This window comes from Candidatus Electronema sp. JC, from assembly GCF_048287365.2.
Lineage (GTDB): Bacteria > Desulfobacterota > Desulfobulbia > Desulfobulbales > Desulfobulbaceae > Electronema.
The window spans coordinates 1-19,317 of record NZ_JBLWEM020000047.1; the positions used below are offsets into that span (position 1 = coordinate 1).

General features: G+C 59.6%; 19 protein-coding genes and 1 pseudogene. 15 read left to right on the plus strand and 5 right to left on the minus strand.

The window, feature by feature from the left end; all coding sequences use genetic code 11:
• From ACNKH3_RS07605 to ACNKH3_RS07615, 3 genes and pseudogenes are all read left to right on the plus strand, one after another.
• Window positions 1-233 (plus strand): annotated as a pseudogene (locus ACNKH3_RS07605) (hypothetical protein); the annotation flags it as partial.
• Window positions 230-529 carry a hypothetical protein gene (locus ACNKH3_RS07610; RefSeq protein ID WP_420208799.1) on the plus strand — a complete coding sequence of 100 codons (300 nt, stop codon included), beginning with the start codon at window positions 230-232 and terminating at the stop codon, window positions 527-529. The pseudogene ACNKH3_RS07605 and the gene ACNKH3_RS07610, both read left to right, overlap by 4 nt.
• Before the next feature lie 2 nt (window positions 530-531).
• A complete protein-coding gene (locus ACNKH3_RS07615) occupies window positions 532-3,435 on the plus strand; it encodes a DNA methyltransferase (protein ID WP_420208800.1) in 2,904 nt (967 codons plus the stop codon).
• Window positions 3,436-3,560: 125 nt separating this feature from the next.
• On the opposite strand, the gene ACNKH3_RS07620 is transcribed toward ACNKH3_RS07615, so the two are convergent.
• The 5 genes from ACNKH3_RS07620 to ACNKH3_RS07640 all read right to left on the minus strand — a co-directional run bounded on the left by ACNKH3_RS07620 (window position 3,561) and on the right by ACNKH3_RS07640 (window position 9,314).
• Window positions 3,561-4,547, minus strand: coding sequence for a molybdopterin-guanine dinucleotide biosynthesis protein MobB (locus tag ACNKH3_RS07620; protein WP_420208801.1), 987 nt, complete (start codon window positions 4,545-4,547; stop codon window positions 3,561-3,563).
• Window positions 4,548-4,552: 5 nt separating this feature from the next.
• Window positions 4,553-5,089 carry a CvpA family protein gene (locus ACNKH3_RS07625; RefSeq protein ID WP_420208802.1) on the minus strand — a complete coding sequence of 179 codons (537 nt, stop codon included), beginning with the start codon at window positions 5,087-5,089 and terminating at the stop codon, window positions 4,553-4,555.
• A gap of 24 nt (window positions 5,090-5,113) precedes the next feature.
• Window positions 5,114-6,034 carry a polyphosphate kinase 2 gene (gene ppk2 / locus ACNKH3_RS07630; protein WP_420208803.1) on the minus strand — a complete coding sequence of 307 codons (921 nt, stop codon included), beginning with the start codon at window positions 6,032-6,034 and terminating at the stop codon, window positions 5,114-5,116.
• A gap of 120 nt (window positions 6,035-6,154) precedes the next feature.
• On the minus strand, window positions 6,155-8,296 hold the full coding sequence (ppk1, locus tag ACNKH3_RS07635) for a polyphosphate kinase 1 (protein WP_420208804.1): 2,142 nt from the start codon (window positions 8,294-8,296) through the stop codon (window positions 6,155-6,157).
• A 298-nt stretch (window positions 8,297-8,594) separates the two neighbouring features.
• Window positions 8,595-9,314, minus strand: a complete 720-nt coding sequence (locus tag ACNKH3_RS07640) for a metallophosphoesterase family protein (protein WP_417916214.1) — start codon at window positions 9,312-9,314, stop codon at window positions 8,595-8,597.
• Between the two features lie 129 nt (window positions 9,315-9,443).
• Here ACNKH3_RS07640 and argJ point away from each other — a divergent pair, with 129 nt between their 5' ends.
• From argJ to bioB, 12 genes are read left to right on the plus strand one after another with little or no spacing between them, the layout of a single operon-like run.
• Window positions 9,444-10,628: a bifunctional glutamate N-acetyltransferase/amino-acid acetyltransferase ArgJ gene (gene argJ / locus ACNKH3_RS07645; protein WP_417916213.1), complete on the plus strand. Its 1,185-nt coding sequence runs from the start codon at window positions 9,444-9,446 to the stop codon at window positions 10,626-10,628.
• A gap of 15 nt (window positions 10,629-10,643) precedes the next feature.
• Window positions 10,644-11,381 carry a DUF4388 domain-containing protein gene (locus tag ACNKH3_RS07650; RefSeq protein WP_417916212.1) on the plus strand — a complete coding sequence of 246 codons (738 nt, stop codon included), beginning with the start codon at window positions 10,644-10,646 and terminating at the stop codon, window positions 11,379-11,381.
• Window positions 11,365-12,015: a hypothetical protein gene (locus ACNKH3_RS07655; protein WP_417916211.1), complete on the plus strand. Its 651-nt coding sequence runs from the start codon at window positions 11,365-11,367 to the stop codon at window positions 12,013-12,015. The genes ACNKH3_RS07650 and ACNKH3_RS07655 overlap by 17 nt, the downstream gene beginning before the upstream one ends.
• Before the next feature lie 33 nt (window positions 12,016-12,048).
• Window positions 12,049-13,509 (plus strand): MORN repeat-containing protein, encoded by a 1,461-nt coding sequence (locus ACNKH3_RS07660; protein ID WP_420208805.1) that lies wholly within the window; start codon window positions 12,049-12,051, stop codon window positions 13,507-13,509.
• A gap of 11 nt (window positions 13,510-13,520) precedes the next feature.
• Entirely contained in the window at window positions 13,521-13,805 is a 285-nt protein-coding gene (locus ACNKH3_RS07665) for a hypothetical protein (RefSeq protein WP_417916366.1), read from the plus strand.
• A gap of 9 nt (window positions 13,806-13,814) precedes the next feature.
• Window positions 13,815-14,870: a microcin C ABC transporter permease YejB gene (locus tag ACNKH3_RS07670; protein WP_417916367.1), complete on the plus strand. Its 1,056-nt coding sequence runs from the start codon at window positions 13,815-13,817 to the stop codon at window positions 14,868-14,870.
• Entirely contained in the window at window positions 14,867-15,661 is a 795-nt protein-coding gene (locus ACNKH3_RS07675; protein WP_420208806.1) for a FecR family protein, read from the plus strand. The genes ACNKH3_RS07670 and ACNKH3_RS07675 overlap by 4 nt, the downstream gene beginning before the upstream one ends.
• Complete coding sequence (locus ACNKH3_RS07680; RefSeq protein ID WP_420208807.1) at window positions 15,646-16,707, plus strand: ABC transporter permease; 1,062 nt, start codon at window positions 15,646-15,648, stop codon at window positions 16,705-16,707. Before ACNKH3_RS07675 ends, ACNKH3_RS07680 begins: the two co-directional genes overlap by 16 nt.
• Before the next feature lie 43 nt (window positions 16,708-16,750).
• The gene (locus ACNKH3_RS07685) at window positions 16,751-17,152 is read left to right on the plus strand and encodes a PilZ domain-containing protein (RefSeq protein ID WP_420208808.1); all 402 of its coding nucleotides are present in this window, start codon (window positions 16,751-16,753) and stop codon (window positions 17,150-17,152) included.
• The gene (locus ACNKH3_RS07690) at window positions 17,146-17,655 is read left to right on the plus strand and encodes an LEA type 2 family protein (RefSeq protein WP_420208809.1); all 510 of its coding nucleotides are present in this window, start codon (window positions 17,146-17,148) and stop codon (window positions 17,653-17,655) included. The genes ACNKH3_RS07685 and ACNKH3_RS07690 overlap by 7 nt, the downstream gene beginning before the upstream one ends.
• Before the next feature lie 4 nt (window positions 17,656-17,659).
• Complete coding sequence (locus ACNKH3_RS07695) at window positions 17,660-18,286, plus strand: hypothetical protein (RefSeq protein WP_420208810.1); 627 nt, start codon at window positions 17,660-17,662, stop codon at window positions 18,284-18,286.
• Between the two features lie 3 nt (window positions 18,287-18,289).
• The gene (gene bioB, locus ACNKH3_RS07700; RefSeq protein ID WP_420208811.1) at window positions 18,290-19,264 is read left to right on the plus strand and encodes a biotin synthase BioB; all 975 of its coding nucleotides are present in this window, start codon (window positions 18,290-18,292) and stop codon (window positions 19,262-19,264) included.
• Window positions 19,265-19,317 lie beyond the last annotated feature (53 nt).

The window sequence follows — 19,317 nt, forward strand, 5'->3', positions numbered from 1 at the left end:
ACGGAAATGGACGGATAGCCCGATTCATCGTTGAAGTCTATCTGATCTATCATCAGCACCGCGTTGATTTTGAACGGCTACGGAAAACAGCACGCTGGCTGAAGCAGTTGAATTATTGCTATCGAAAATTGGAAACCAATGCACCGGAAAAAGCATACGATCACAGCCTGAAATGGTGGGCGCATCATTTCAGAAAGTTCGTTGCGCATGAAGATGAGCTGAAAGAGCTATGAACAGTCAGAAGAGTTCAATTTATGAAAGGCAGTTACGCATATTTTTCCTGTGCAACGCTCTGTGTAATTCCTGTGTAATCGTGCCAAGAAAACAAGGGAATTTGGCAGAAGAAAAGAGCATGGCTGGAGCAAAGGCAGTGCTCTTACTTTCAACTATATCAACAAGTTCAGAACAAAAGAGAACTTGCCGGAAAATACGCCTGAATTACTTAAAATCCCTCGGCTCTTCGCAGCTGTACGAGTTCGATTCTCGTTCCGGCCCGCAAGGCGGCAGCCCTTTTTCTTTTAAAAATTGATCATGTCAAATCAGCAACTGCTGCAAGAATTTGTTGAGTATGTCAAGAGACTGAAAGGCGATGAAAAAGGAGAAGCGCAGCTTTTCTGCGACCGTCTTTTCCGTGCCTTTGGTCATGGCGGCATTATCGAAGCAAATGGAGTTCTTGAGGCAAGAATCAAGTTCAACACCACAGGACGGACCAAGTTTGCTGATTGTCTCTGGTCGCCGCCTGGTGCTGACGGTGTTTTGATTGAAATGAAGAAAAGGGCGGAAAAGAATCTATCTGCTCATTTTCCGCAGGCGCGTGACTACTGGATTGAAATGAACCCGGAAACTGTCATCGGTACGGCAGCGCAGAAGCCGACCTATGTCATATTATGCAATTTTGACCGATTTTTAATCTACAAGCAGCTCTCGCTGGTGGATGACATTGCCATCAGCGAGCTGATTGACCGGGCCAGCGCATTCAATTTCCTGCTCAAGGAAGGAAGGGAGCCGGTCTTTCACCGCAATGTTGAAGAAATTTCGCAAGAAGCGGCAAAAGTTGTCGGCAAGATATTCCGGCATTTGATTGTTGAGCGCAAAGAAAAACCGGCAAGAGCGCAGCGATTCCTTCTCCAATCTGTGCTCGCGTTGTTTTCTGAAGACTTCGGCCTCCTGCCGCAGGCCATTTTCACGGAACTGATTCGGGACTGTCAACGCGGCCAGAGCACGTATGATCTTTTTGGCGGCCTGTTCAGGCAGATGGCAAGCAAGGACGCGGCGCGGGGCGGCAGATTCAAGCAAGTCAGGTATTTCAACGGCGGGCTTTTTGACGCAGTTGAACCGCTGGAGCTTGACGCAGACAGCCTCAGCCTTCTCAGCAAGGCTGCCAAATTCAACTGGAAGCATGTCAATCCGGCGATTTTCGGCACGCTTTTTGAAAGCACCATGAACGTGAAAGAGCGGCATCAGTTCGGGGCGCATTTCACCAGTGAAGCGGATATTTTGAAAATTGTCAATCCAACCATCATCCGCCCGTGGAAGGAGAAACTGAACAAGGCGGACACGCTTCAGAAGCTGTCCGCTCTCCGCGAGGAGCTTGGCAATTTCAAAGTGCTTGACCCGGCCTGCGGCTGCGGCAACTTTCTTTATGTGGCCTACCGCGCCTTGAAAGAGATTGAAATGCAGATCATTGAAAAAATTGTCGCCGATTATTCGCGACGGTCATCAAAAAGCATTCAATTGGGTATGTCGCAAGTGTCTGCCAAGCAGTTTCACGGCATTGACCGGCTGCCTGTGGCCGTGGAGGTGGCGAAAATGACCATGATGATCGGCAAGGAGCTGGCTGCCGACGAATGGAACAAGCGCATCAGTCCGCTCATGCACCTTGTTGACGAAGGGCTGCCGCTTGACCGTTTGGAGGACAACATCATCTGTGATGACGCGCTGTTCTGTGACTGGCCCTCCTTTGATGCGGTGATCGGCAATCCGCCTTATCAGGCCAAAAACAAGATGCAGCTTGAAATGGACAGGGCGGAGATAGAGCGGGTGCGGACACGCTATGCTGATGTTCCGGGTCGGGCTGATTACTGCGTTTACTGGTTCCGGCGGGCGCATGAGGAAATGAAGGCAGGCCAGCGGGCCGGATTGGTCGGCACCAACACCATCCGCCAGAATTACTCGCGGGAAGGCGGACTGGATTACATTGTCAGCAATGGCGGCACGATTACCGAAGCAGTTTCAACGCAAGTCTGGTCTGGAGATGCGGCAGTTCATGTCTCTATTGTCAATTGGGTGAAAGGCGAAGAGCCGGGAAAAAAGAAGCTGATTTTTCAACGCGGTGATGCCAAGGAATCTTCGTTTGAATATTACGAGGTTGAGCAGATAAACTCCGCGCTCAGTCTTGCCGCTGATTTGACTTCTGCCAAACCGCTTCGGGCAAATGTTGAATCAAAGGCCTGTTTTCAAGGACAGACGCATGGCCATGCAGGTTTTCTCCTCAAACGTGAGGAAGCCGAGCAACTGATTGCTTCAGATAACAAATACAGGGAAGTGCTTTTCCCGTTCCTCACTGCTGACGAGATGATCGGTTCTTTCGGTTCCTTGCCGAAACGCTATGTGATCGATTTCCGCAAACACGATATTTTTTCTGCTCAGGAATATACGGAAGTATTCAACAGAATAAGAAAGATCGTTTTGACAGAGCGTCAGGAAAAAGCAAAAGATGAGGAAAGGAAAAACGAGATGGTCTTGGCAAAGAATCCAAAAGCGCGGGTCAATAGGCATCATGCCAATTTTTTTCGCCAATGGTGGAAACTTTCCTATTCTCGCGAGGAATTGATGAATATAATAGAAAAACTGCCCCGCTACTGTGTCTGTGGACAAGTGACTAAACGGCCAATTTTCGAGTTTGTTTCATCTTCGATCAATCCAAATGCTGCTTTGATAGTTTTTCCGTTGGCAGACGATTACTCTTTCGGCATCTTGCAGTCTGTTGTTCATTGGGAATGGTTTACGGCCCGCTGTTCAACATTAACAGAGAGATTTCGATACACTTCCAACAGCGTTTTTGATTCTTTTCCTTGGCCGCAAAAGGCATCTGCAAAGCAGATCAAAGCTGTTGCCGAGCGGGCAGTTGCGCTGCGCTCGGCCCGGCGCAGCGTCATGCAGGAGCATAAGATGAGCTTGCGTGATTTGTATCGGGTTATGGAGGAGACAGCGGACAATCCGGTCAGCGAAGCGCAGGACAAACTTGATGCTGCTGTTTTTTCCGCCTATGGCATGAAAAAGAATGCAGATGTTTTGTCATCGCTTCTGGCATTGAATCTCGATCTTGCGGAGCTGGAAGCGGAAGGAAAAACGATAATCGGCCCTGGTCTGCCGCTGACGATAAAAAATCCTGCCGCATTCATCACTGATGATTGCGTGGCAATGCCGGACTGAGCATCATCTGGCATTCAGATCATTCTCGGCGGTCAACAATCATGGCGGCTTCTGGATTTGGCATGAGGCTGTTGCCTTTCACCCGAATGAAAATGTGCAACACTATAAAAAAAGCGCGCTGCTGATCAAAGCTCCTCCGGCGTGTTGACATTGCGCCAAGAGCCATGCAGCTGCACCGGAGGCTGCGCCCGGCAGATGCCCTCCTGCTCCGCCAGTCTGTGCAGGCGCAGCGGGCCGGCAGCGGCGATGTCCTCCAGAAGCGGCCGGCAGCGGAAATCATACCAAGCTAGCAGCGGCTCCAGCCGCCCTCCTGCGCCGAGATCAGGGAGAACAGCGCGGATGCCCGGCCTGCGCTGCTCCAGCAGCCAGCGCAGGCTTTCCGGCTGCGCGTCCGGCAGATCGCAGGCCATCACCAGCCAAGACACCGCAGGCTGCCAGCGCATGACGGCAAGGATGCCGGCCAGCGGCCCGGCCAAACCCGGCGCGTCCGGCACACGGGGCAGCCCGGCCAGCGTCTCAGGAATGAGGCCGGACCCGGAGATCACCACCTGTCCGACGAACGGCGCGAGTTTTTTTGCAGCCTGTTCCAGCCATGTCCTGCCGTCTTGCGGCAGCAGATGCTTGGGCCTGCCCATGCGGCTGCTTCTGCCGCCGATCAGCACGCACCCCCAGACCGGAGTCTGCCGCCATTTTTCCGCAATCAGCTCCTGCGCGACGCTGAAAAGCCGCTCCGTCTCCCCGCGCCGCAGCACAGCCAGCAGCCGCCCCCTCAGCTCCGGCGGCGGCCCGTCGCTGTCCTCCGGCCCGGCGAGCCAGATTTTCGGCACGTCAGTGGCGGCATGGCCTTCCACCAAAACTATATCATAAGCCGGGCAGAGGCTGGCCAGAAAAGCGTTCAGGCTGCCGGACTGATGACGGCGGAAAAAGTGCTGCCCGCCAAAAAGAGCGGCATCCGCCCCGGCGGCGAAGAAGCGGCCGCTGTCCTTGACCGCCGCCACGCGCAGGCCCAGTTCGCGCAGGCGGGGAATCAGGGCCGCAATCAGCGTGGTTTTGCCTGCGCCGCTGCGGCCGCAGATGCCCAGCACAGGCTGCTGCTCAAGAGGGAGGAGCATCTGCCTCAGATGAAGACGATGACAATAATGGCGAAAGCGATTGCCACGGCAAAATAAATATACGGCACAACGAGCCAGGCGGGCGGCAGCAGCGAGATCAGCTTCACCACCGCATCCCCCTGTTTGGGCGGGCTTATGTGGGCTTCAGGAAATGGATAGCCGGTCATGTCAAGATAATACAGAATGGTGCCCACCAAAAGGTAGCCGTTGCAGGCACCGAGGATGCCGCCGAGCAGCCAGTCCTGGAGCCGGTCGCGGGGAGTCATCAGCTTGACCGAGGCCAGCTTGTTGACTGTCGGCGCATGATAGCCGAAAAAGGCGAAGAAGCAGACCGCCAGCGACCAGAGGAAAAACTGGCCGCGCGCGTCGCTGGAGGCCAGCATCCGCGAAACTAAAGGCACGTAGCTCTGCACCACCTGAATGATGAAAAGGGCGAGAATGATGCTGAACATCACCAGCAGCTCCTTGCTCCAGCCGCGCAGCGCGCCGATCAGGGCGAACAGGACAATGAAGGTCCAGAAGATGACGCTGAGGCTGATCATGGTCTCTTGTCCGTGGGAAAGGGGTCAGCCCCGGAGCTTGCCGGGTTTGAAGAGATGCTCTTCCATGTGCTGGATCTCGTCAATGCCGGAGATGACCACCTCCGGGTCTGTGATGAAGCGTTCCGCCTCAAGTTTCTCAGGGTAGTCAATGTTGGCGAGCAGATGCTTGATGCAGTTGAGCCGGGCCTTTTTCTTGTTGTCCGAGCGGATGATGGCCCACGGAGTCAGACTGCGGTTGGACTCGTTCAGCATCTGGAATTTTTTGACGCTGTACTGATTCCAATATTCCTGGGCCAGATTGTCCACCGGCGAGAGCTTGTGCTGCTTGAGCGGATCGCTCTTCCTCGCCTCGAAGCGGCGGGCCTGCTCCTCTTTGGAAACGGAAAAATAAAATTTAAAGAGGAGGATGCCGTCCTTGACCAGCATCTGCTCGAAGAGCGGCACATCCTTGAGGAAGCGCTTGTGCTGCTCGTCCGTGCAGAAGCCCATCACCGGCTCGACCATGGCCCGGTTGTACCACGAGCGGTCGAAAAGCACCAGCTCGCCCGCCGCAGGCAGGTGCGGGACATAACGCTGAAAATACCATTGCGTGGCCTCAGTCTCATTGGGTTTGGACAGGGCGACAACGCGGGTGGTGCGCGGATTGAGGAATTCGGTGATCCGCTTGATGGTGCCGCCTTTGCCCGCCGCGTCGCGGCCTTCAAAGATGACCAGCATCCGCATTCCCGCCGCCTTGATGTGCATCTGGAGCTTCATCAGCTCAATCTGCAAGGCTTTCAGTTCAGTCTCGTATTCCAGCAGCTCTTCGCTGATCCAGACGGCGCGGCGGCCTTTTTTCTCTTTTTTATTGATATTTCTGGCCGCTGTGCCCTCAAGGAGCCGCAGTTCGGCATCCTCTCCGTCCAGCTCCGCCTTCAGCTCTTTTTTCTGCTCATCATCCTGCATGGCAACCTTCCTAATTTTGTTAATACTCAAGACGTAGTGCTTGATTTTTTTTCCAACGTTGGAAAAAATCGACAGACCGTCTCGGCGCAGGGTCTTTTCTGCAAGAAATCTATTTTTTCATCACGCTTTTTTCCGCTTGATGATTTTTTTCCGCCGCAGCTTGACCTGCTGCTGCGCGTCAGAAAGCCGCTTCTCCGCCTGCCGGATCAGCTTCTCGTGGCAGCTGACCTGATCTTCGCCGCTGCGCTGGACATAGCTACCGTCCGGCTGCATCTCCCACGCGCTGCGCTGGTCGCCAAGCTGAAACTCCAGAAAACGGCGCAGCTGGACGCGCAGCTCCGGCGGCTCGACCGGGGTGATGACCTCCACGCGCTCCTCCAGATTCCGCTTCATGATGTCGGCGGAGCCGATGAAATACTCCTCCTCGCCGCCGTTGTGGAAATAGTAAATCCGGCAGTGCTCAAGGAAGCGGCCCACCACCGAAATCACCCGCACATTCTCCGACAGCCCGGCGATGCCGGGGCGCAGGCGGCAGCTGTCGCGGACGATCAGGTCCACCTTGACTCCGGCCATTGAGGCCTTATAGAGGGCGGCGGTGATGTCTTTGTCTTCTAACGCGTTGGTTTTGAACTGAATCCGTCCAGGAGTTTTTTCGCTGTGCAAGGCTATTTCGCGGCTGATCTTCTCCAGCAGGGCTTTTTTCAGAACGCGCGGCGAAGGCAGCAGCTTGCGGTAATTTCTGTCCGGGGCATAGCCGGTGGTCAGGTAGTTGAACAGCTCGGTCAGATCTTCGGCGATGACCGGATCGCAGGTCAGAATGCCGAGATCAGCATACATTCTGGCTGTGCCGGCGTGATAGTTGCCGGTGCCGATGTGGGCGTAGCGGCGCAGGCCGTCAAAGTCGCGGCGGACAACAAAGATGACCTTGGAGTGCGTTTTCAGCCCGACCACGCCGTAGGTGACATGCACGCCGGCCTCCTCCATCTGCTCGGCCCAGCGGATGTTGGCCGACTCGTCAAAGCGGGCCTTCAGCTCGACCACCACCGCCACCTGCTTGCCGTTTTTGGCCGCGTTGATGAGGCAGGGAATGATGCCGGAGTCCGCCGAGGTGCGGTAGAGGGTCATCTTGATCGCCAGCACTTTGGGATCCTGGCTGGCCTCGCGCAGAAAGCGCAGCACCGTGCATTCAAAGGATTCGTAGGGATGCTGGAGCAGCAGCGAGCCGAACTCGCGGATGATATGGAAAATATTGCGGGATTCCCCGGTCAGGCGGAAATGGTCGCAGGGCTGGTGGGGCGGACAGCGCAGCTCCGGCAGGTCAATTGAGGCGATCTGGAAAAAGTCGCGCTTGCCGATGATCCCTTTGGCGGCGAACACGTCCTTGCTTTCGTCAATGCCCAGCTCGGCGGCGAGCATGCCCCGATGTGACGGGTTCATGCCCGGCTCGATCTCCAGCCGGACAATTTCGGCGAATTTGCGGTCGCGCAGGGCAGTCTCGATCACTGCCAGCAGGTCGTTGGCCTTTTCCGCGTTTTCTTCGGTGATGGCATTGCGCGTCACCCGGAAGAGCGAGCAGGACTCGATCAGCAGGCCGGGAAAGAGCGCGGCGAGATTGTTGGCGATCAGATCCTCAAAGCGGATGTAGAGATGGCCGCCGCCGATCTTGATGAAGCGGGGAACGCCGACCCCGGTGGGCATCTTGATCCGGTTGAGGAAAAAATGGTCGTCGTTCTCGTAGCGCGTCACCACCAGCAGGTTGATGGAAAGATTGGAGATGAAGGGGAAGGGATGGGCCGGGTCCATGCCCTGCGGGGTGAGCAGGGGATAAATGTTGTCATGAAAGTAGCGGCCGGCCTCGCGCTGCTGGTCGCGGTCCAGCTGCTGATAATTGACGATGCGGATGCCCTGCGCTGTCAGCAGGCCGAGCAGCTCCTCCTCCAGCTCCTCCTTGCGGCGGAGGATGTCCCGCACCGACTCATGGCACTCGGCGATCTGCTCGCCCGGCGATCTGCCGTCCACGGTCAGGCTGCGCACTCCGGCCCCGACCTGCTGCTTGAGGCCGCCGATGCGCTTCATGAAAAATTCATCCAAGTTGCTGCCGACTATGGCGAGAAATTTGATCCGCTCCAGCAGCGGCGTGCGCGGGTCCTGGCCTTCGTGCAGCACCCGGCGGTTGAACTCCAGCCAGGTCAGCTCGCGGTTGAGGTACCACTGCGGCGAATCAAGATTGAATTCCTGCTTGTCTGTCTGCTCGTCAGCCACGGCGTTTCTCAGCCTCCTGTCCAGCCTCGCGGCCGGCGAATGGTTTCAGTTTGCTCCGAATTGAAATTAGCAGCAATTATAACCGGCGAAACGCCTTTTGTCCAGCAGGACGCGGATTTTGTGGTAATGGGTTAAGTCCTTTGGTCAGACACTTTCTGAACATCGACCGCTTTCAAAATAATAACGGTCGATATGCATGCCGATGACATTATCATGAATTAATTCTAAAATGATGGAGAAGCATGTTTGCTGGCAGATTTTTCAGCCATCAATGCAACAACTCGCCTGACGACTGCTTTCAATTCAACTTCCGACCTTGGCGGAACATTGCCGCATAGATTTCCGGCAGGCCCGCCTGCGCCAGCTCCTGCGCCACCAGTTCAGCGTCATAGGCGCAGCGGCGGAACTCGGCCCGGATTTTTTTCCGGCCAAGCTCCAAGATAAGGTATGAGGCCGCCGGATTGCCGTCAAACATCCGGCCGACTGAACCAGGATTGAGAAAATGCGCGCCGCCGACAATTTTGTGCTGCGGCTCGTGGGTGTGGCCGGTGAGAATGATCTCCGCCTTGGCCATGCGGGCCAGCTCCCGATAGCGTTTTTTCGGCGTGCCGGGATAAAGAAATTCGTCCTGCCGGGCCGGGCTGCCGTGACAGACAATGATGCGGCGGCCCTCGGCCTGCATCCGCCCGGTTTTCCGCAAGACTTCCAGCCGCTGCCGGTTCTGCCCGCTCAAAGTCGCGGCGGCATGGACATACATGATCCGTTTTTCCGCGCTGCCTGGTTTGCGGAAGCTCCTGCCCCGAAGCAGCCGCCGCACTTTGCTGTCGGTGTTGCCGAGCACCGACAGGGCGCGGCAGTCAGCCAGCCACGTCAGCGCTTGATTGGCAAAGGGCGCGTAAACCGTCGTGTCGCCGCAGTTGATGATCTGATCAATGCGGCTGAGATCAGTCTGCGCGGCCACGGCCTGCAGAGCTGGCCAGTTGCCGTGAATGTCGCTGAGAACCAAAAGTCTGGTCATGTCTTCTTTTTTTGCGGCGGAGCGGACTGGAACACGCTGTACAGACCCTGTCCTTTTGTGCTAATATAGCACATAGATTGCAGGCGGTCATGCCGCATGTGGAAAATTACAACAGAAGCAGGTCATTGCATGAAGGTCAAAGGATTCTCCGCCGCCGCAGTCAAGGCTGGCATCCGTTATCAGAACCGGCTCGATCTTGGTCTGATTTATTCTGAAATTCCTGCCGCCGCCGCCGGAGTCTTTACCGCTGCTACGGTCAAGGCCGCGCCGGTGCTCTTGGGCATGGAACGGCTGCGGCAGGGCAAGGCGCAGGCGATTGTCGTCAACAGCGGCAACGCCAACGCCTGCACCGGAGAGGAAGGAATGCGGATGGCCCGCGCTGTGGGCGCGCTGGCGGCGCAGGCTCTGAAGATTGACGAGGAGCTGGTGCAGGTGGCTTCGACCGGCGTGATTGGCGCGCAGCTTGATCTCACGCCCTTTGCGGCGGCCATGCCGAATCTGGCGGCCAGCCTGTCCGAAGACGGTTTCGATAGCTTGGCGCGGGCGATCATGACCACCGACACCGTGCCGAAAACTTCTTCGGCGACAATCAGCATTGACGGCGCGGAGGTCAATCTGCTCGCCTGCGCCAAAGGCGCGGGGATGATCATGCCGAACATGGCCACCATGCTCTGCTTTGCCGTCACCGACGCGAACATCGCCCAGCCCGCCTTGCAGGCTGCTGTCAGCAGCGGGGCCGACCTGTCCTTCAACCGGATCACCGTGGACGGCGACACTTCGACCAACGACACCGTCCTTTGTCTGGCCAACGGCGCGGCAGGCAACGCGCTGATTGACGCAAGCCGCCCGGAGCAGCTCGCGCTTTTCACCGAGGCCCTGCACGGCATCTTCAAAGATCTCGCCAAGCAGATTGTCCGCGACGGCGAAGGAGCGACCAAGTTAGTGACGATCCGCGTCGAGGGCGCGGCGACGCAGGAAGACGCGGTCAACGCCGCCCGCACCATCGCCAATTCGCCTTTGGTCAAGACCGCCTTTTTCGGTGAGGACGCGAACTGGGGCCGGATCATCGCCGCCTTGGGCCGCTCTGGAGCGGCGTTCCAGCCGGAGCGGGTTGCCATCGCCTTTGACGGCGCGCTGCTGGTGGAGAACGGCTTCGGTCTCGGCAAAGAGGCGGAGGCAGCCGCCACCCAAGTTCTGAAAAACAAAGAGTTCGCCGTCACAGTCGGCCTCGGCGCGGGCGCGGCGGCGGCGGAAATGCTCACCTGCGACCTGAGCTGCGATTACGTCAAGATCAACGCCAACTACCGTTCCTGACGGCGCAGGAGGCAGATGAGCGCGGAGACAGTTCAGCCGGGCGGAGGTCTGCACGGCCTTTCCCTTCCTTCCTTCCTCCAGCTGCTGGAGCAGGAGCGGACCAGCTGCACCCTGACGGTCTCCGCCGGGAGCCGCAGCGGCAGCTTTTTTTTCCAGGAAGGGCGGCTGATTGACGCGGTCTGCGAAGGCCGGGCCGGGATGGCGGCAGTGCATCGTCTGCTGGCCTTGGACGCGCCCGCCTTTCAGGTCAGCGCGCCGCAGGACCGGATGACGCGGATCAGCCAGTCGCTGTCCCGCATCCTGCTCCACGCCTCTGCGGCGGACGGCAAGCGTCCTGTGCCGCCGGAGGATCCGCCGCTCTCCGAGGCGGTGAAGGCGCATCCGCTCCTCCGGCGTTTGGTGGCGGAGATCATGAGCATCCCGGAAATCCGCCATTATTACCTCTTCAACCGGCAGGGCAAAACGGTGGCCCGCTCCTCGGACAACCGGCAGATCTGCGCCTTCATCTCCTACGCGGTGATGAGCAGCCTCCAGATGCGGCAGAGCTTGGGCGACAAAGTCAGAGGGCCGCAGAGTATTCAGGCCGAGCTGGCCAGCGGCGAGCTGCTGCTGATCCTGCCCGGCGCGGGCCTGATCATTGGCCTGCTGGCCGACGGCCAGACATCTGTCCCCAAGATCAGCTCCAGCATCCGCGCCGTCCTGCTGCGGGCGCCGGAACGGAAGGAGGCCACCAGCAATGCGGCAGCTTCTTGAGCAGTTCGCCCGGCAGGACGGCGTGATCGGAGCCTTTGTCTTTGACAAGAAAGAGGGGGTGCTGGGCTGCGCGGCGGCCCACGGGCGGCTTGCCCCGGGCCTTTTGGAGACGGCGGGCGCGCATCTGCTGCGCCTTTTTCAGCTCAGCTCGATGAGCGGCCTGAGCATCAAAACCGCTCAGTTCCTCTTTGACCGCTGCGCGGTGGTCGGCCTGCCGTTGCAGGCGAATTCCGCCTTGATTGCTGTCTGCGCGCCGGAGGCTGACGGAACGGCGGTGGCCGCCGCCGCTGTCCGCCTTGCCGACGAGCTGCGGCGCGGCAAGCTGCCGGAGGAGCCAGCCGAGCCTGCGCCGCCGGTGGAAGCCCTCGCCGCCGCGCAATCTGAGCCGGAAACAGGGGCGAACGGCCTTTTTCCCGCCCAGCTGCAAGCCATGCTCTGCCGGATCGAGCAGGCTCTGGCCGGAGCTGTCGGCCCGGTTGCAGGAATGGTCATGCAGGATTATATTGAGCAATGGCAGCGGAGCGGCCCGGCGGTTCCAAGCCGGATAGTCGAGCTGACCAATCTGCTGGTGGAGGAAATCGGCGACCCAGAAGCAGCGCAGGATTTTGTCGCCAAAATTGAACAAATCATCTGACCCGGCCCGCCGCAGCGTGTCGGCTTATCTCTGATGCGCACCGCACCGTTTTTGACCGCTGTCCTGCTGCTCGCCGCCGCGCCCTGCGCTGCTGCCTGCCTGTCCGGCGACTGCCGCAACGGCTCAGGCAAATTGGAGAGCGCGGACGGACGGCTCTACGAGGGTGAGTTCAAAAACGGCTTTCTCTGGGGCAAAGGGGTTCTCACTGGCCCGGACGGCCTGCGCTACGCCGGAGATTTTGTCCGGGGCCGTTTTCATGGCCAAGGCCGTTTAAAAAGCCCAGACGGCAGGGTTTATCAGGGCGAGTTTGAAAGCGGGGTGATCAACGGACGCGGCAGCCTGACCGAGACGGATGGCCGCCGCTACACCGGAGAGCTGCTCATGGGCCGCTTTCATGGTCAAGGTGTGCTGACATGGCCGGACGGGCGGAAATACGCAGGCAGCTTCCGCGACGGCGAGCCGCACGGCCCCGGCAGAATGACCCTGCCGGACGGCAGCTTCTACGAAGGCCGCTTTGAGCAGGGCAGGGCGGTTGGCGAGATCAGCCGCCGCTCCTTAGACGGCAGCCGCTACAAGGGCGGTTTTGTCGGCGCGGCCCGCGAAGGCTACGGCACGCTGATTCTGCCTGACGGCAGCCGCTACGAGGGCTTCTTCCGCCACGATCTGTACCACGGCAGAGGCAAGCTGACCGCCGCTGACGGCAAAGTGCTGTACGAGGGCGAATTCAAGGCCGGGCAGCCGGCAGCGGCGGGCGGCAGCCTGCCTGAACTTCCGGCTGCGAAAGCCGCTGCCATAAAAATCGCCCCGCTGGCCGCTGTGGAGGAGCCTGCGCCCCTCCGGCTGCCTGAGACGGCCCCTGCCGGGCCGCAGCTTTTTTTCGCCGCTGACGGGCGGCTCCGCTCGCGGGAGAACAGTCCGCCGGAGCTGTTCAGCGGCAGTGCCGCCATCATGCTGCCAGACGGCTCGCAGTATCAGGGCGCGTTCCAAGGAGGGCTGCCGCACGGCTGGGGAACGCTTCAGCTGCCAAACAGCGAGGTCTATGAAGGCGACTTTGCCGCTGGCAAGTTCCACGGCCAAGGCACCTATGTCTTTGCCGACGGCAGGCAGTACACCGGCGCTTTCCGACAGGGCGAGCGCGAAGGGCGCGGCCTGATGACCTATCAGGACGGCTCTTCCTATGAAGGCGGCTTTCTCAAGGGGCAGTATCACGGCGAAGGCTCCTACGTGTTCCCGGACGGCAGCAGATACGTCGGTGAAATGGCGGAGGGCTATTTCGCCGGGCAAGGGACGCTGGTTTACAAAAACGGCAAAAAGTACACCGGCGCGTTCAGCCGCGATCTGCCTGAAGGCTACGGCACCCTGGTCGGCGCGGACGGCAGCGTGTACAAAGGCATGTTCAAGGCGGGCAGACGCGAGGGAGAGGGCGTGCTCACGCACCCGGACGGTCGGACGGTCAAGGGCCAGTTTAAAAATGACAAACTGATCAAGAAATAGGAAACATCACCGTGCAATGGCAATACAGAACCCTCCTCGTTCCGTTTCAGAAAGACGGGCTGCTGGGTGAAAAATATATTGATGAGGATGAGGCCGAGGCGGCGCTCAATGAAGAGGGCCGCCGGGGCTGGGAATTAGTCACTGCGACACTCCTGCCGGAAGGGCTGATGCTCTTCTGTAAAAAAGAGCGGCAGATCAACCAACTGCCCTTGGATGCCGTTGCAGAGGCTGAAGCCGTGGAGGAGGCGGAGGACGCGCCGGATGACGGCACAGTCGGCAGCATCAGGATATTCTGAGCCAGACTGATGACCGCCTACATTTTCAAGCGCATCCTGCTGATGATCCCGACTTTGTTCGGGATCATGCTGATCACTTTCGCCATCACCCAGTTTGTGCCGGGCGGGCCGGTGGAAAAGATGGTCGCCGAGCTGGAGCGGCGCGGCAAAGGCGGCGAGGCGGGCGGCGGCAGCGGCATCTATCAGGGCAAGCAGGGCCTTGACCCGGAACGGGTGGAGCAGCTGAAAAAGCTCTACGGCTTTGACAAGCCGCCTGCGCAGCGTTTCTTCAGCATGATGGCCTCGTATGCGGTCTTCGACTTCGGCGACTCCTACTATCACCAGAAAAGCGTGGCCGGGCTGGTCATCTCCAAGCTGCCGGTCTCCATGTCGCTCGGCCTCTGGTCCTTTCTGATCGTCTATTCGGTTTGCATCCCGCTTGGCATCCGCAAGGCGGTGCGGGACGGCTCCCGCTTTGACGTGGCCACCAGCACCGTGATTTTAGTCGGCTACGCTGTGCCCGGTTTTGTCCTCGGCCTTGTGCTGCTCGTCCTCTTTGGCGGCGGCAGCTTCTGGAACATCTTTCCCCTGCGCGGCTTGGTCTCAGACAACTGGAAAGAACTGAGCATGACCGGCAAAATTCTCGATTATCTCTGGCACATGGTGCTGCCGATCACCGCCTCCGCTGTCGGCAGCCTGGCGGTGATGACCCTGCTGACAAAGAACTCTTTTTTAGAAGAAATCCGCAAGCAGTACGTGCTCACCGCCCGCGCCAAGGGCCTGAGCGAGGGGCAGGTGCTCTACGGCCATGTCTTCCGCAACGCCATCATTCCGATCATCACCGGCTTTCCCGGCTCCTTCATCACCGCTTTTTTCACCGGCAGTCTGCTGATTGAGACCATTTTCTCTTTGGACGGCATGGGGCTTCTGGCGTATGAATCGGTGCTCAACCGCGACTATCCGGTGGTGCTTGGCACGCTCTATTTTTTCACCATTCTCGGCCTGATCTCCCGGCTGCTCTCCGACCTGAGCTATGTCTGGGCGGATCCGAGAATCAGCTTCACCGCCTTGGAGCAGAGCGGATGAAAATCAGAAAAAAAACGGCCTGGCTTGCGCTGCCGCTCTGCCTGCTTTCGTCCGCAGGCAGAGCGGAGAAAAACTGCCCTTCGGAACAGGAGCTGCTGCAAGTCCTGACAGCGGAGGTGCAACCAGCCGAGTCGCTGCTGCTGGCCGCTCCTGAGACGGACTGCCAAACGCCGACGCGGGACAGAGGGCCAGCTGTCGGCACGGTGCAGACTGTGCAGGGAACTGCGCTGATCATTTCAGCGGACGGCTGCAACGCCAGCCGCCTGCGGAAAAGCCTTCCCCTGCCGGTCTTCACAGGCGACACGCTCGTCACCGCTGCAAAAAGCCGCGTCACCCTGCTGATGCGGGATCAAAGCAGACTGACCTTGGCCGGGCAGTCAAGAATGATCATTGATAAAGCTGTCTATGATCCTGCCGCCAGCCGCCGGGACACCCGACTGCGGTTGATTCTGGGGCGGCTGCGGGCTGTTGTCGCTAAAATGACGGAGAAAAATTTATACCGCATTCAAACTCCGGCGGCGACCGCCGGCGTGCGGGGCACAGACTTCGCCTTGGCGGTCAGTCCTGAGCTGACGGTTCTGCTGACCGGCGGCGGCAGCTCGGCGGTGGAGCTGACAGACAGAAACGGCGGAACGACGGCTGTCGGCCCTTTGTCCGCAGCCTGTCCAGTCTGCCCGCCCGCGCATGTCGGCAAAAAAGCGCAGGCTGTCCTGCATGAGATTGCCCCGGAGCTTGACGCAGCGGCGGCGGCAGACGAAACCTGCTGGTGGATGCGATGGCGTTGCAAGTGAAATCCCAAGACGGCACGATTGCGGCGCGACAGAAATCTCTGTCTTGGCGGCGATGGCAGAAATTCAAAAAGAACCGGCGCGGTTTTTACAGCCTGCTGCTTTTCAGCCTGCTCTTCATTTTCTCGCTCTTCGCCGAGATCCTCAGCAACGACAAACCCTTTCTTATCCGCTACGAGGGCGGCTATTATTTTCCGCTCTTCAAAAGCTACCCGGAAACTGTGTTCGGCGGCGATTTTGAAACCGAAACCGACTACCGAGACCCGTATATTCTGGAGAAGCTGAACAGCGGCGGCAACAAGGTCTTTTTCCCGCTCAATCCGCACAGCAGCACCTCGATCAACCTTGATCTCGGCGAGGCCATGCCTGCGCCGCCAAGCGGGACGCATCTGCTTGGCACCGACGACCGGGGCCGCGACGTGCTGGCCCGGCTGCTCTACGGCTTCCGGCTCTCGGTGCTCTTCGGCTTCGCCTTGACCCTGACCGGCACCCTGACCGGGATCATCGCCGGGGCGGCGCAGGGCTATTTCGGCGGGCGCACTGATTTAATCTTTCAGCGTTTCATCGAAATCTGGAGCGCGATGCCGGAGCTGTACCTGCTGATCATCTTCGCCTCGATCTTCAAGCCCAGCGTCCTCCTCCTGCTGATCCTGCTTTCGCTCTTCGGCTGGATGGGTTTGGCCGACTACGTGCGGGCCGAGTTCCTCAAAGGCCGCAATCTCGATTACGTCAAGGCGGCCAAGGCACTCGGCGTGGGCAATCTGACCATCATGCGCCGCCATCTGCTGCCAAACAGCATGACCCCGGTGATCACCTTTCTCCCTTTCCGCATGTCCGGGGCGATTCTGGCCCTGACCAGCCTCGACTTCCTCGGCCTCGGCGTGCCGCCCGACACGCCCAGCCTCGGCGAGCTGCTGGCCCAGGGCAAGGCGAACATCGAAGCGTGGTGGCTTTCCCTTTCAACCTTCATCGTGCTGGTCGGCACCCTGATTCTGCTGATTTTCATCGGCGAGGCCCTGCGGGAAGCCTTTGACCCGCGCAGGCAGTAGCGGCGGCATCACGACAATCTCAATCCAGTTTGGGCAAGGAGCAATGATGACAGCGTATCAGCCTGAGAAAAGGCGGCATCACCGGATTATTTTCAAAGAGCCTAAGAAAATCGCCGCGCTGGTCTCCCTGCTTGACCAAGAGCAGGAAAATGAGGCTGTGGCCTCCTCAATTCTCAACATGAGCGCAGGCGGCATTCAGATATCTGTGGAGCGCAGCGCCTTGGACAATGTCTGGCGGGGCCGGGAAATCCTCCTCCACTGCGTCAGCGGCCTGCCGGAGCTGCTGGAGCTGGCCGACGTGCCGATGCAGGTGGTCTGGGTGATGGACAACGAATATCTCGACCACATTCTCATCGGCGCGGCCTTTGCCGCGCTGTCCGAGGAGCAGGAGCGCATTCTGCGCGCTTTTGTTGACAACTGCCTGAACAACACGCAACGATGCTGACATTCACGCGCCTCTCCCGCCGCGCCGCTTCCGCGCTGCTGCTCGCTTTGTCCCTGCTGCCGCTGCTCTCCGGCTGCAGCTCCCTGCTGACGAAAAAAAAGGCCGACCTGCCGTCGGTCGCGCTGGCGGACATGGAGCTGCAAGGCATCCAAGGCTTGGAGACCATTTTCCGCCTCCAGCTCCGGGTCCTCAACCCTGACACCGAGCCGCTGGAGCTGCGCGGCCTCAACTGCGACTTGAAGGTCAACGGCAAATCCTTTGCCAAAGGTGTCAGCAGCGAGCAGATCACAGTGCCCGCCTCTGGCACGGCCACAGCACCGGTGCTGGTCTATGCCGGAATGCTGGACATGGTCGGCTCGGTAATCGAGCTGCTGCAACAGAGCCAGACGCAGCCTCCTGCCCAGCCGCTCCGCTATGAGCTGACCGGCAGGCTGCGGATCGGGCCGCAAGGTGGGGAGACCGTGCCGTTCTGGCTCAAAGGCAGCCTGCCGCCGGAGAAATAGCGTCATGCCGGAGCTGACCCTGCCGCTGGAGCTGGCGGATGAACTGGCTGAGATTTACGCCAAGCTGGAAGAGGACTACCGGCGCGTGGCCGGACAGATTTCTCTGGGCTGCGAGGACTGCCTGGACAACTGCTGCGACTCGTGGTTTTTCCACCACACATACTGCGAATGGGCTTGGCTCTGGCAGGGACTGCGGCAGCTGGAGGCCGAAGCCTTGGCGCGGATTGTCCGCCGGGCCGAGGACTATCTCCGGCAGAGCCAGGCGCAGCTGGCCGCAGGACAGCGGCCTCAGCTCATCTGCCCGCTCAACGACAACGGCCTCTGCGGCCTTTATGAGCACCGTCTTTTGGTCTGCCGGATGCACGGGGTGCCTGCTGTTCTGACCCGGCCCGATGGTCAGCACCTGCGCTTTCCCGGCTGCTTCCGCTGTCAGGAGATTGTGCGCGGACGTTATGCCAGCGAGGACGCGGCTCCGGCGATGGACAGGACGCAGCTTTTCACTCGGCTGGCGGATGTGGAAACCCGGCTCCTTGGCGGCAGCCGTCAGCGTTTTCCCAAGGTCAAGAAGACCATCGCCGAGATGATTGCGCTGGGGCCGCCGGTCATTGGCCAATCTTTTTCCGCAAAGTGAAACATGGATCTGCTCCGAGACACCTTCAGCGCGGTCACGGCAGGCGCGGCGGTCAGCCGCGAAACCGCCCTGCTGCTGGCCCGTCATCCTGATCAGCCTAAACTTTGGTCTGCCGCCGACCGGCTCCGCCGCCGCTTCATGGGCGATCTTTTTCACCTCTGCTCGATCATCAACGCCCGCAGCGGCGGCTGCTCCGAGGACTGCCGCTTCTGCGCCCAGTCCGCCCGCCATCAGACTGACGCGCCGGTCTATGCGATGATCGACCACGACGAGGCCATGCGCATCGCCCGGAGCAATGCCGCCGCCGGGGTGGTGCGCCTTTCCCTGGTGACCAGCGGCCGCGCGGCGGAGGAGAGCGCGCTGCCGCGCTTCAACAGTCTTTACGAGCAGGTCCGGCGGGAGACCAAGCTGGAGTTCTGCGCCTCGATGGGCCTGCTTGATCAGAGAAAGGCGGGGATGCTGGCAGCGATGGGCGTGAGCCGCTACCACTGCAACTTGGAGACGGCGGAGCGGTGTTTCGCCGAGTTCTGCACCACGCACACGTGGCAGGATAAAGTGGCAACCCTGAAGACAGCGGCGGCGGCAGGCATGTCGCTCTGCTCCGGCGGCATCATCGGGCTGGGCGAGAGCATGGAAGACCGGATTGAGCTGGCCTTGGAGCTGCGGGCCTTGGGCATCCGCTCCATTCCTCTCAACATCCACACCCCGATTTCCGGCACCCCGCTGGCGGAGCTGCCGCCGCTGCCCTTGACGGAAGCTCTGACCACCGTCGCCCTGTTCCGCTTCCTCAATCCGGAGGCGGTGATCCGCATGGCCGGTGGCCGCCAGCTGCTCGGCCCGGAGCAGCACCGCTGCTTCGCCGCCGGAGCCAACGGGGCGATTGTCGGCAATTACCTGACCACCGCAGGCTGCTCTGTCGCCGAAGACATCGCCCGGCTGCGGGAAATGGGCTTTGTTTTTCCCAGCGCCGCAGCCTGAAGTCCAGCGGCAGGCGGCCTGCCAGTGCACCTTGCCCTTGCAAAGAAAGGCCG